We start from the raw sequence: 12,976 nt of genomic DNA on the forward strand, positions 1-12,976 counted from the left end.
CACGTACGCGGGGAACCACCCCGCCTGTCGACGTCATCAATAATATGGGGAACCGCCCCATTTTTCAACACCTTTCCCCACCCTTTCCCCCACCCCGCCCCACCACTCCACCCTCAATATGTTGTAAAACACCCCCGAGCATATGTTCGAGAACACAATATGTTGTGTTTGCAGCAAAGGCGTGATGCCACCTGTAGAACCACGCCCGCGAACCTCAACCTTCAAGTTGACCTTGAGGCGATTTTTACGTCCCTTTACACGCCGTTCACATCGCCCCCAAACTCCCCCACCCACGACACACACGGCCCACCACCGCGTCGGTGTCTGGCGAAAAATGGGACGGGCCCCAGATTGCCCATGCGCGCAAAAGTGCGTCTCGGCAATCTGGGGCCCGTCCCCTTTAATATTTATAAATATGCAGGTCAGCGAGGTGCTAGCGATGTGCCAGCGGATGCGCCGCCAGATAGACCTCGGTCAGTTGCGTACGATCGACATGCGTGTAGACCTGCGTGGTCGATATATCGGCATGTCCCAAGATCTCCTGTAGCACACGGAGGTCTGCGCCGCCCGCAAGCATATGGGTGGCAAAGGAGTGACGCAGCGTATGGGGATGGAGCCCCACCAGTCCCACCTGGCGCCCGTAGCGCTCACAGATGGCATGGATGCCCTGGCGCGACAGACGGCGGCCGTTCTTATTTAAAAAGACCGCCGAGGTCTCGGTTCCGCGGGCATGGGCCGCCAAGCGAGAACGCCCCTCAGTTACATAAAGCGTCAGAGCTCGCGCCGCGCTTCCTACCAGCGGGGACAGGCGTTCCTTCGAGCCCTTACCACGAACGAGCACAAAGCCATCGTCGATATGGATATCGCCCACATCGAGCCCCACCAACTCGCTCACACGCAAACCGCATCCATAGAGCACTTCCAAGATGGCATGGTCACGCAAGCCCATCTCGCCCTCGGGGAAATCTTGATCGAGCAGCGCCGAGACATCCCCCACCGATAGATACTCCGGCAAACGCTCAGCCTTTTTAGGCAGGCGCAACGCCGCCGTTGGATTTTGGGCCACAGCCCCATCGCGCACCAAAAAGGCATGCAGGCCCTTCACGGCCGCAAGCGCACGCTCCACCGAGGCATCCGAATAGCCCCCATCGCGACGGTCGGCGACAAAGCCCTCCACGACCTGACGGGTCACCTCTTCAAAAGACACAATACCCGCCCGCTCCAGATAGGCGCAGTACGTCGTCAGGTCACGACGATAGGCCGCAATCGTGTTGCGCGCCAAACCCCGCTCGACCGCGAGGTAATCGAGATACTCCCCCGCCGCCACGGCGAGCGACGAGGGAGTAGCTTCGGTATGTTCCTTATTCGCCGGCACCCTTAGTCCGTAGCGAGGTTCATGGGCGTCACCTGCAGACGGTCGACACCCTCGTGCTGGCCGATCGAAGCGCGCACGAACTCGCGGAACAGCGGCTGCGGGTTGGTCGGGCGGCTCTTGAACTCGGGATGAGCCTGGGTCGCCACATACCACGGATGCACGTCGCGCGGCAGCTCGACCATCTCGACCAGGCGCTCGTCGGGCGACAGACCCGAGATAACCAAGCCGGCGTCCTCGAGCTGGTCACGGAAGGCGTTGTTGAACTCAAAGCGATGACGGTGACGCTCGTAGACGAGCTCCTCGCCATATGCCTCGCGAGCAAGGGTATCGGCGGCGAGCTTGCACGGATAGGCGCCCAGGCGCATGGTGCCGCCCTTCTCGGTCACGTCCTCCTGCGAGCTCATCAGATCGATGACGCTAAACGGGCCGTCCGGATCGAACTCGGAGGAGCTGGCGCCGGCAAGGCCGACGACGTTGCGGGCGAACTCGCACACGGCCACCTGCATACCCAGGCAAATGCCCAGATACGGAATCTTGTGCTCACGGGCAAACTCGGCCGCGAGGATCTTGCCCTCCAGGGCGCGCTTGCCAAAGCCGCCGGGGACCAGGATGCCCGAGGCGTCGCCCAGAACCTCGGAGACATTCTGCTCGTCGAGGCTCTCGCCGTCGACTAGCTGGACGTCCACATGGCGATCGTAGAAGACGCCCGCATGGTGCAGGGCCTCGATAACCGACAGGTACGCATCGGGCAGCTGCGTGTACTTGCCCACGACGGCGATCTTCACCTTGTCGGCGTGATGGTTGGCGTGATTCTGTTTGCGCAGGAACTCGTTCCACTCGCTCATGTCGCGCTCACGCGGGTCCAGACCCAGGCGCTCGCAAATGCGCAGGTCAAAGTCCTGCTCGGCAAGCAGCTGCGGAACATCGTAAATGCTCGCGCAGTCCTCGTTGGTAAAGACGCAATCGGTGTCGACGTCGCAGAAGCTTGCGATCTTTCCGCGGATAGCGTCATCGATATGGTGGTCGGAGCGCAGCACGATGATATCGGGCTGGATGCCAAAGCTGCGGAGCTCCTTGACGGAATGCTGCGTGGGCTTGGTCTTGACCTCGTGGGCGGCGGCGATATAGGGAACGAGCGACACGTGGATGTAGCAGACGTTCTCGGGGCCGGCCTCCTTGCGGTACTGGCGAATAGCCTCGACAAACGGCTGCGACTCGATGTCGCCGATCGTGCCGCCCAGCTCGGTGATGACCACATCGGAGCCGGTCTGCTCCTCGATGCGGCGGAACTTGTCCTTAATGGCATTGGTGACGTGCGGAATCACCTGTACGGTGCCGCCCAAAAAGTCACCGCGACGTTCACGGGCGATCAGGCTCTTATAGATGGCACCAGTCGTAAAGTTGGAATCGCGGGTCAGGTTCTCGTCAATAAAGCGCTCGTAGTGGCCCAGGTCCAGATCGGACTCGTAGCCGTCCTCGGTCACAAAGACCTCGCCATGCTGGAACGGGCTCATGGTGCCGGGGTCGACGTTCAGATACGGGTCGGCCTTTTGCATCGTTACCTTGTACCCGCGCGACTTGAGCAGACGGCCCAGCGAGGCCGCGGTAATACCCTTGCCCAGAGACGAAACCACGCCGCCGGTCACGAACACATGCTTGGTCATATTGAGTTACCTGCGCTTCCCGTAGAAGTTGTCCATACACATCTTACGGGTCTTCATTGTAATACTCGCGACGCGCGCCGCACGCAATTTTTCTTACGCGCAATCGCATTTCTCCATCTCGAAACAAAACGCCGTCCGGTTGCCCAGGCGGCGTCGTTTCGACTATGAATGCGCCTTGTTATCGATCGGCGACTTCGTCCTTGATCAAGTCCTGCACGAGCATACCGGCACGGATGCCCTCTAGATACCATTCGCCACGCTCCGTAAGACAAATACCATTTGCGAGCTGGCCGCCGTCGTCGCTGTAGCGCGAGACGACCTCAATGATGTCTTCGGATTCCAGACGTTCAATTGCCGCGCGGGCGCGATACGGAGACACCCCTACACGCTCGGCGAGCGTCTTGCGCGAAAAGCCATAAAAACCGCCGTTGTCTTCGGACTGCTGTGCGATCTCCATCAGCACCTGCACCTCGACACGCTTCATATCGTTGACACTCGCGCGACCCTTGCCAGCCATGGCAGCCTCCTCAAACCGAGTACAGGCATCACCTGCACCGTGCGCGACCGGCACACCCCATGATGGCCGGCAACATCCATCATGCGGCATCCCCGCAAAAGGATGAAACAATTAGGGTTATTGTATACCGCCCAAATCGCTTATAGGCAGGTAAACGGGCTATTTTTAGGTTAAACGGTAGCTTTGTTGATAAAAGGGGCACACCGAATGCATACCCGATGCGCCCCTTTCAAACCAATTTATCCAGACTTAGCGGTGGAAGAAACCACGGCGCTCGAACTTAGGCTCGCAGCACACGTTGATGCCCAGCTTGCGCAACACCGTTTCGTCAGTCGGCGAGATGATCACGCTAAAGAAGGCATCGCAGCCGCGCAGCTGCTCCAGGCCCGAAAGGACGCGGGCCGCCGTCTCGCTCGTTGCCGAGGTAATCGAGAGCGCCATAAGCGTCTCGTCGGTGTGCAGGCGCGGATTCTTGCTACCCAGGAAATGCGTCTTGAGCTTGCTGATAGGCTCGATCGCCTCATCGCTAATGACCTCGAGCTCAAGGTCAACGCCCGAGACATGCTTAAGTGCATTCATGATGAGCGAGCTCGCTGCGCCCAGGCGCGTGGAAGTCTTGCCGGTCACCACGGAGCCGTCGGGCATGACCATGGCGCCTACGGGGCCACCCGTCAGCTGCTCCCTGGTAAGGGCGGCCGAGCGTGCCGGCGAGTAGTTCTTGTCGATACCGGCCTTCTTCATAATGATCTTGAGACGGTCGACTTGTTCATCGCCCACGCCGGTACGGCGCACATTTTCGACCGCGGTAAAGTAGCGGCGGACAATCTCCATCTTGGAAGCGTCGCGGCAGGCATCGTCATCGGTAATAGCAAAACCGACCATATTGACGCCCATGTCCGTGGGGCTCTGGTAGGGGCTCTTGCCCAGGATCTTTTCCATCAGGGCACGGACCACCGGGAAGGCCTCGACGTCACGGTTGTAGTTGACCGTGGTCTTGCTGTAGGCCTCCAAGTGGAAGGAGTCGATGATATTGGCATCGTCGAGGTCGGCCGTGGCCGCCTCGTAGGCGATGTTGACCGGATGCGTGAGGGAAAGGTTCCAGACCGGGAAGGTCTCGAACTTGGCGTAGCCGGCGGCGGTGCCGTGTTTGTGCTCGTGATAAAGCTGCGACAGGCAGGTGGCGAGCTTACCCGAGCCAGGACCCGGCGCGGTGACCACGACGAGCGGACGGGTGGTCTCGACAAACTCGTTCTTGCCGTAGCCGTCGTCGGACACGATCAGATCGACGTCGTGGGGATAGCCCTCGATGGGATAGTGCAGCTTGGCGGGAATGCCGAGCGCGTTCAGGCGATTGCGGAAGACATCGGCGGCGGGCTGGCCGGCGTACTGGGTGATAACCACGGCCGCGACAGCAAAACCGTTGCCGCGGAACAGGTCGACCAGGCGCAAAACGTCCTCGTCATAGGTAATGCCCAGGTCACCGCGAGCCTTGTTCTTCTCGATGTGGTTCGCGTTAATGGCGATGATGACCTCAACGTCGTCGGCTATGCTCTTGAGCATGCGAAACTTGCTGTCCGGCTCAAAACCCGGCAGCACGCGGCTCGCGTGATAGTCGTCAAACAGCTTGCCGCCAAACTCCAAATAGAGTTTGCCGCCAAACTGCGAGATGCGCTCCTTAATATGAGCGGCCTGCAGCTCGATATACTTCGCGTTGTCGAAACCCTGGCGCATGTATGGCTCCCGTCCCGTTTCCATTTAGTGTTCTAGGCGATTATAACGGAGCAGGCCCTCCCCAACACCCAAGCAGCCAACGGGCATCAACCAAACACGTCATCGATAAGTTGCGGTGAAATAGTTCCCGTTTAACCCCTCAAGACGGCCAAACAGGAACTATTCCACCGCAACTTCCCCTTTTTGGTTCAAACAAACCTGGCCTTTGTATCAATAATGGAAACGTCGCAGGTTGAGCATAAGCCAGCGAAAGCCCACCAGAGTAGGCAAAGCGCCCTCTGCACCAACAATGGAAAGCGCCGCAGGCAGAGGACGGACAGCGAGCGCCGTCCAGAACGTACAAGTTGGCATGAAAAAGGCGAGGCATAGACCTTTTGGTCATGCCTTGCCTTTTGAATGACAAATTGTCGTTCTGGACGGCGCGTAGCGTCGACCGGTTCCGCGGTTTGGTAAAACCGCGGAACAAAAAGTCGCCCCCTCCCGCGCACGGAACGGGAGGGGGCTAAAGGTAGGAGTCTACCGGTGGGTTTACCCCACCGGACAGACGATGACCAGGTGATCCTCTACAGGATCGTCAAGGTTTCCGTGGGGTACCCGTTGGGTACTTAGATCAACACGCAGGCGACGGTCAGGATGATGGCGCAGACGACAGAGAGCGCGACGATGAGCTTAAGGGCAAACTTGAGCCAGGTCGTCCACTCGATCTTGGCCAGGGCGAGACCGCCCATGATGGCGCCGGAGGTCGGGGTGAAAAGGTTCACGACACCGATGGCGGCGGAGAAGATCATGACCATGACCTCAGGCGAGAAGCCGAGCTTAACAGCCAACGGTCCCATGATGGGCATGGAGACGGTGGCCATACCGGAGGTCGAGGGGATCAGGAAGGACAGGCCGAAGTAGACCAGGAAGCTCATGGGAGCGAAGATCACGCCGGACAGGCCAGCCAGGGCATTGGCGGCAGCGTCGAGGACGAAGACATCGAGGCCGGTGTTAGCCATGAGGACGGAGATACCACGGGCGAGGGCGATGACGAGAACAACGGACATCATGTCGGCAGCGCCGGTGATGAAGGTGTTAACGATCTGCTTCTCGGACAGGCCACCGATGATACCGATCAGGACGGCCATGAGGAAGAACCAGGTGGAAGCCTCGTCGAAGTACCACTGGCCAATGGGCAGGCCGGTGATCAGGGCAGACCAGCCCTGGACGACGGCGTTACCGTCGGCGTCGTAGACAGCGCCAGCGTCGAAGAAGTTGGCGACGCCCTCGTTGAGGTCGGCCAGCGGAATGAAGCCGACGATCATGACGACGAAGGTGAAGGCGAAGGCGATCAGAACACCCTTCTGACGACCGGTGAGCTTGACCTCCTTGTGGACCTCGGAAGCAGCCTTGCCGTGAGCCTCTTCGGCGTCCTTGAGCTCCTGCATCGACAGGATGGTGGAACCCTTGTCAGCCTTGACCTTCTTGGCGTAGCTCATCACGAAGAAGATGGACATAGCGGTAGTGACAATCCACAGGACGGCACCGAGGCCGATGATGATGGACTGGTTGACCTCAATGCCAACGCCGGTCAGAGCGTCGACGGCAGCGCCGACGGCGAACGGGTTAACCGTGGAGCCCAGGCAGCCGCAGCCAGCGCCGAGCAGGACGGTAGCGGCACCGACCATGGGGTCGAAGCCAGCAGCCATCATGGTAGCGGCGAGCAGGGCGTAGAAGGGAACGGTCTCCTCGCACATACCATAGGTGGTACCACCGAGGGAGAAGATGAGCATCAGCACGGGAATGAGCATAATCTCGTTGCCCTTAAGCTTCTGCACCAGAACGGCGATGCCGTTGTCCAGAGCGCCGGTCTCGGTCATCATGCCGAGGAAGCCGCCCAGGATCATAACGAAGAGGCAGACGGGCAGAGCGTCAGCGAAGCCCTTAATCGGGGCGGTGCAGAAATCGCTCAGACGGGCGGCAGTAACCGCGCCGCCGGACGTGCCGGAGACGATAACGGTAATCACTGCGACAATTGCCAGCAGAGCAAGAAGAATGGTGAACGATGAAGGCATACCGCGCTTTTTCTTAGCGGTCTCAGTCATAGTTCTCATCCCCCCTTCATAAATCATTTACTGATCTCGCCAGAAGCGGCTCTTCCGTGCCGTGCCTGCCGCTTGATGCGAGATTATTACCAGATAAAACCGCTCGGGGTGTGCAGCAATACACCCCGAGCGAGATGCTAGATGCTCTTACTTGAGCGTGGCGTACATGACAGCCTTAATGGTGTGCATGCGGTTCTCGGCCTCGTCGAAGACCTTGGAAGCGGGGCTCTCGAAGACCTCGTCGGTGACCTCCTGCTCGGTGATGCCGAACTGCTCGCACTTCTCGGCGCCAATGGTGGTGTTGGTGTCGTGGAAGCTGGGCAGGCAGTGCAGGAAGATAGCACCCGGGTTGGCCATAGCCATGACCTCGGAGGTAACACGATACGGGGTGAGCTGAGCGATGCGCTCGGCCCAGACCTCGTCGGGCTCGCCCATGGAGACCCACACGTCGGTGTAGATAACGTCGGCACCCGTGACGCCGTCCTTGACGTCGGTGGTCAGCTTGATGGTGCAGCCGTTAGCCTCGGCGATGGGCTTGCAGGCCTCGATGACGTCGTCAGCGGGCATGCACTCCTCGGGGCCGCAGGCCACGAAGTTCATGCCGAGCTTGGAGCAGACGACCATGAGGGAGCGAGCGACATTGTTCTTGCAGTCGCCCATGAAGACGAGGGTCTTGCCCTTGATGTCGTAGTTGAAGTTCTCCTGGACGGTCAGGATATCGGCGAGCATCTGGGTGGGATGCCACTCAGTGGTCAGGCCGTTCCACACGGGCACGCCGGACTTAGCAGCGAGCTCCTCGACGTCATCCTGGGCAAAGCCACGGAACTCGATGCCGTCATACATGCGGCCGAGAACGCGGGCGGTGTCCTCGATGGACTCCTTCTTGCCCATCTGCGACGAACCGGGATCGAGATAGGTCACGCCCATGCCCAGGTCCATGCCGCCGACCTCGAAGGCGCAGCGGGTACGAGTGGAGGTCTTCTGGAAGAGCAGAACGATGTTCTTGCCCTCGAGATAGCGATGCGGAACGCCAGCGCGCTTCATATCCTTGAAGTTCTTGGAGAGCTTGAGCAGGTACTCGATCTCCTCGGTGGTGAGGTCGAGAAGCTTGAGGAAGCTACGGCCGGAGAGGTTAACACCCATGGTTCGATTCCTTTCGAAGAAATGAATTACGTAAGTATCAGTGTTGCCCGTTTAACGGGCGAAGCCGGTGCGGTTGTAGGGGGACCGCACCGGGAACGGAAAGACTTAGAGGTCCTCGCGCCAGAAGGGCATGCTCATGCAGCGCGGGCCGCCGCGGCCGCGGGAGAGCTCGGCGGAGGGCACGACGAGAAGGTCCAGGCCCTCCTTGTACAGCACGTCGTTGGTGACGGTGTTGCGGGCGTAGACGCAGATCTTGCCGGGCTCGACGCACAGGGTGTTGGAGCCGTCGTTCCACTGCTCGCGGGAGGCCGCGATCGGGTCGCCGCCGCCGCAGGGGATCAGCTTGACCTGGTCGACGCCGGTGGCGTCCTCCAGGACGTGCTCGAGGGTGTCCTCGATCAGGCGGATGTTCACGTCGCCCGGGTTCTTGCCGGCGGTCAGCTCGTAGACGCGCAGGGTGCCCATGATGGCGGGGTGGATCGTGAACTTATCGACGTCGATCTGGGTGAAGACCGTGTCGAGGTGCATGAAGGCGCGCGAGACGGGGATGTCGAAGGCCAGGATGCGCTCGACCTTGGAGTCGGAGTTCCAGAAGATGTTCTGGGCCATGACGTCGATAGCGGCGGCCTGGGTGCGCTGGGAGATGCCGACGGCGAGGGTCTTCTCGTTGATGTTCGGCACGTCGCCGCCCTCGGTGTGGAACTGGCAGTCGCGGCGGAAGTACAGGGAGACGTCCTTGTAGTCGGGGTGGTACTTGAAGACGTACTTGCCGTACAGGGTCTCGCGGTTGCGGGTGACCGAGTACATGCGGTTGAGGTTGACGCCCTCGCCGACGACCGCGAACGGGTCGCGGGTGAAGTAGAGGTTGGGCATCGGGTCGATGATCAGGTCGGACTCGGACTCGGAGTTGACCAGGGAGTCGAGGGTCGTGGACGCCGTGAGGGGCATGTCGATCTCGGCCTTGGTCATGCCGGCCATGGTCTTCTTGACGAACTCGAGGTTGTCCTCGATGGAGTCCAGCTTCTCGCGGACGATCTGCGGCATGTGCTGGCCGCGGATGCCGGCCTCGGCGATGTACTGGTCGGTGAACTCGGCGCGGGCGCCGGGGACCTGGTCGAACACCTCGGCGACGAGGTTCTCGAGGTAGAGGACCTCCACGCCCTGGTCCCTCAGGATCTGGGCGAAGGTGTCGTGCTCCTGCTGTGCGACCTCCAGGAACGGGACGTCGTCGAACAGGAGTCGCTCGAGCTCGTCGGGCGGCAGGTTGAGGAGCTCGTCGCCGGGACGGTGCAGGCAGACCTTCCTGAGCTTGCCGATCTCGGAAGGCACGTGCAGACCTTTCGTCATGGCCTCCTACCTTTCTTTCGGGCCCCTGTCAGGGCCGATTCGTTAGCGCCCCTCCGTGTGAGGCGTTATTGCTGACGACATATTTATATCCAAAATTAGTTCATACTTCCACCTCGCCCCCGAACGGTTTTATATGAGGGGTGAACGGCATACACATATACTTCACGCATGGCACACTTTGATTTAATAAAGTTTATTTACGTGCTTAAACGCGTTTTCAATCCAGATAGCAAATGGAACTAAACTTTATTAAACCACCCTCAAATTGCATATTTCCAATAAAGCTATGAATAGAATTAGCGATTCATACCACGTCTCAACCATTTTCATTTTTATTCAGAAAAAAGTTTGTCCTATTCATTTTCTGATTACAAGTTACCGTTTACCAGATGCTTGGTACCGTTCACCGGAAGCTCAGTATAAGGCCCAGCTGATATCGGCTCGCCTTACGGCCTCATTTGTAACAACTTGACTTCTCGGTATAGAAAAACAGTCCCGCTCCCCTCATGGGAATCGGGACTGTTATCGATAATCGTAGACAGATTTGAGCGGCTTTGAGAGCCGTCGGAATCCTAGCGATCGAACTCCGCCAGTGCCTCGCCCAAAAGCCTCAGACCCTCGCGCAGAACGTCCTCGCTCGCGCAGTAGCCCAGGCGTGCGCCGCAGGAAAGCTCAAAGCGGCTACCGGGAACCAACAGCACTCCCCCCTCGGCCAGCAGGCGCTTGCAGAACTCCTCGTCGTCCTCGGGAATATCAAGCTTGATAAACGAGGTAGACACGCCCTGCGGGGCCGTCCAGGAAACGCGATGCTCTGTATCAATCCAAGCCTGCGCGATATCGCGGTTTCCAAACAAGATCTTGCGGTTGCGCTCGAGGATCTTGTCCTTGTGCTTGAGCACATAAGTCGCCAGGGCGTCGTTGAACACGCCGCCGCAAATCATGGTGTAGTCGCGGTACGTGCGAATGCGGTTAGATACCTCTTCGTCTGCCACAACCCAGCCCACGCGGGCCGCAGGCGTCGAATAGGTCTTGGACACCGAGTTGGTGACGATGGCCTTCTCGTACACATCGGCCATCGACATAAAGGCCTCGGTGTTCTCAAGCGGCAGGTACACCTCGTCGCACAGCACATAGGCGCCAACCGAGCGGGCGATCTCGGCAATCTGGCCGAGCGTATCGGCATCAAGCACCGTACCGATGGGGTTCGATGCGTTGTTGATGCAGATGAGCTTCGTGTTGGGGCGCACCGAGCGCTTGAGCTCCTCGATATCGGGTTTCCATCCGAGCTCCTCGCGAAGCTCCCAATACTCGACCTCGGCGCCGAGCGTACGCGGGATCTCATAGAGCGGCGCATAGGTAGGCCACTCGGCGATAACGTGGTCGCCGGGCTCGACTACAGCCATGATGGCGTTGAGATTGGCGCCCGTGCAGCCATTGGTCTGCAGGATGTGATCGGGATTGACCTCGCGACGATACAGCTTGGCAACCTCGGCCTTAAACTCCGGCGAACCCTCGATCCAGCCGTAGTTCATCTTCTCGCGGTCCAGGCGTTCATAGAACGTGGCGCCGTCCTGCTCGTCGAGCGCGCGCAGCTCGCCCATGGTAAGCGAGGAGATCGTCGACTGGGCGATATCCCACGTGGCGCTCTTCTCCCAAACGTTGAGCCACTCTTCAACGCCGATTGTCTTGATATCCATGGCCAAGCTCCTTACAAAAGCAGTCATCCAATCGTGTTGACGTTCCTCATACAAGAATGGGGCGGTGCGAAAACCCGCACCGCCCCATTGGGAGACATCTAATTGCAGCTAGATGTATGTATTAAGACCTGTACGGGTCCTTGAAGACCTTAGAGGTCCTCGCGCCAGAAGGGCATGCTCATGCAGCGCGGGCCGCCGCGGCCGCGGGAGAGCTCGGCGGAGGGCACGACGAGAAGGTCCAGGCCCTCCTTGTACAGCACGTCGTTGGTGACGGTGTTGCGGGCGTAGACGCAGATCTTGCCGGGCTCGACGCACAGGGTGTTGGAGCCGTCGTTCCACTGCTCGCGGGAGGCCGCGATCGGGTCGCCGCCGCCGCAGGGGATCAGCTTGACCTGGTCGACGCCGGTGGCGTCCTCCAGGACGTGCTCGAGGGTGTCCTCGATCAGGCGGATGTTCACGTCGCCCGGGTTCTTGCCGGCGGTCAGCTCGTAGACGCGCAGGGTGCCCATGATGGCGGGGTGGATCGTGAACTTATCGACGTCGATCTGGGTGAAGACCGTGTCGAGGTGCATGAAGGCGCGCGAGACGGGGATGTCGAAGGCCAGGATGCGCTCGACCTTGGAGTCGGAGTTCCAGAAGATGTTCTGGGCCATGACGTCGATAGCGGCGGCCTGGGTGCGCTGGGAGATGCCGACGGCGAGGGTCTTCTCGTTGATGTTCAGCACGTCGCCGCCCTCGGTGTGGAACTGGCAGTCGCGGCGGAAGTACAGGGAGACGTCCTTGTAGTCGGGGTGGTACTTGAAGACGTACTTGCCGTACAGGGTCTCGCGGTTGCGGGTGACCGAGTACATGCGGTTGAGGTTGACGCCCTCGCCGACGACCGCGAACGGGTCGCGGGTGAAGTAGAGGTTGGGCATCGGGTCGATGATCAGGTCGGACTCGGACTCGGAGTTGACCAGGGAGTCGAGGGTCGTGGACGCCGTGAGGGGCATGTCGATCTCGGCCTTGGTCATGCCGGCCATGGTCTTCTTGACGAACTCGAGGTTGTCCTCGATGGAGTCCAGCTTCTCGCGGACGATCTGCGGCATGTGCTGGCCGCGGATGCCGGCCTCGGCGATGTACTGGTCGGTGAACTCGGCGCGGGCGCCGGGGACCTGGTCGAACACCTCGGCGACGAGGTTCTCGAGGTAGAGGACCTCCACGCCCTGGTCCCTCAGGATCTGGGCGAAGGTGTCGTGCTCCTGCTGTGCGACCTCCAGGAACGGGACGTCGTCGAACAGGAGTCGCTCGAGCTCGTCGGGCGGCAGGTTGAGGAGCTCGTCGCCGGGACGGTGCAGGCAGACCTTCCTGAGCTTGCCGATCTCGGAAGGCACGTGCAGACCTTTCGTCATGGCCTCCTACCTTTCTTTCGGGCCTTA

9 protein-coding genes are annotated in these 12,976 nt (G+C 60.0%); all 9 read right to left on the reverse strand.

Features of this window, described 5'->3' with window-relative positions:
* Positions 1–433: 433 nt before the first annotated feature.
* Positions 434–1,375: a site-specific tyrosine recombinase XerD gene (gene xerD / locus I2E45_RS04000; RefSeq protein ID WP_195444429.1), complete on the reverse strand. Its 942-nt coding sequence runs from the start codon at positions 1,373–1,375 to the stop codon at positions 434–436.
* A gap of 2 nt (positions 1,376–1,377) precedes the next feature.
* Positions 1,378–3,039, reverse strand: a complete 1,662-nt coding sequence (locus tag I2E45_RS04005) for a CTP synthase (RefSeq protein WP_055286060.1) — start codon at positions 3,037–3,039, stop codon at positions 1,378–1,380.
* A 178-nt stretch (positions 3,040–3,217) separates the two neighbouring features.
* Positions 3,218–3,556, reverse strand: coding sequence for a helix-turn-helix domain-containing protein (locus I2E45_RS04010; RefSeq protein ID WP_118094077.1), 339 nt, complete (start codon positions 3,554–3,556; stop codon positions 3,218–3,220).
* Positions 3,557–3,805: 249 nt separating this feature from the next.
* Positions 3,806–5,287, reverse strand: coding sequence for a DUF1846 domain-containing protein (locus tag I2E45_RS04015; protein WP_195444431.1), 1,482 nt, complete (start codon positions 5,285–5,287; stop codon positions 3,806–3,808).
* A gap of 605 nt (positions 5,288–5,892) precedes the next feature.
* Positions 5,893–7,380, reverse strand: coding sequence for a YfcC family protein (locus I2E45_RS04020; protein ID WP_411161277.1), 1,488 nt, complete (start codon positions 7,378–7,380; stop codon positions 5,893–5,895).
* Positions 7,381–7,518: 138 nt separating this feature from the next.
* Positions 7,519–8,514 carry an ornithine carbamoyltransferase gene (gene argF / locus I2E45_RS04025; protein WP_006234279.1) on the reverse strand — a complete coding sequence of 332 codons (996 nt, stop codon included), beginning with the start codon at positions 8,512–8,514 and terminating at the stop codon, positions 7,519–7,521.
* 105 nt (positions 8,515–8,619) lie between these two features.
* A complete protein-coding gene (gene arcA, locus I2E45_RS04030) occupies positions 8,620–9,861 on the reverse strand; it encodes an arginine deiminase (protein WP_195444433.1) in 1,242 nt (413 codons plus the stop codon).
* Between the two features lie 572 nt (positions 9,862–10,433).
* Complete coding sequence (locus I2E45_RS04035; RefSeq protein ID WP_195444435.1) at positions 10,434–11,558, reverse strand: aminotransferase; 1,125 nt, start codon at positions 11,556–11,558, stop codon at positions 10,434–10,436.
* A 149-nt stretch (positions 11,559–11,707) separates the two neighbouring features.
* Positions 11,708–12,949: an arginine deiminase gene (gene arcA, locus I2E45_RS04040; RefSeq protein WP_099431519.1), complete on the reverse strand. Its 1,242-nt coding sequence runs from the start codon at positions 12,947–12,949 to the stop codon at positions 11,708–11,710.
* Between the last annotated feature and the right edge of the window lie 27 nt (positions 12,950–12,976).

Source organism: Collinsella aerofaciens (assembly GCF_015555045.1).
Taxonomy (GTDB): Bacteria; Actinomycetota; Coriobacteriia; order Coriobacteriales; family Coriobacteriaceae; genus Collinsella; species Collinsella aerofaciens_W.

Coding starts and splice junctions, on each gene's coding strand:
- argF (WP_006234279.1), bottom strand. CDS start 8,514: ATGGGTGTTAACCTCTCCGGCCGTAGCTTCCTCAAGCTTCTCGACCTC.
- I2E45_RS04010 (WP_118094077.1), bottom strand. CDS start 3,556: ATGGCTGGCAAGGGTCGCGCGAGTGTCAACGATATGAAGCGTGTCGAG.
- arcA (WP_099431519.1), bottom strand. CDS start 12,949: ATGACGAAAGGTCTGCACGTGCCTTCCGAGATCGGCAAGCTCAGGAAG.
- I2E45_RS04005 (WP_055286060.1), bottom strand. CDS start 3,039: ATGACCAAGCATGTGTTCGTGACCGGCGGCGTGGTTTCGTCTCTGGGC.
- I2E45_RS04015 (WP_195444431.1), bottom strand. CDS start 5,287: ATGCGCCAGGGTTTCGACAACGCGAAGTATATCGAGCTGCAGGCCGCT.
- I2E45_RS04035 (WP_195444435.1), bottom strand. CDS start 11,558: ATGGATATCAAGACAATCGGCGTTGAAGAGTGGCTCAACGTTTGGGAG.
- arcA (WP_195444433.1), bottom strand. CDS start 9,861: ATGACGAAAGGTCTGCACGTGCCTTCCGAGATCGGCAAGCTCAGGAAG.
- I2E45_RS04020 (WP_411161277.1), bottom strand. CDS start 7,380: ATGAGAACTATGACTGAGACCGCTAAGAAAAAGCGCGGTATGCCTTCA.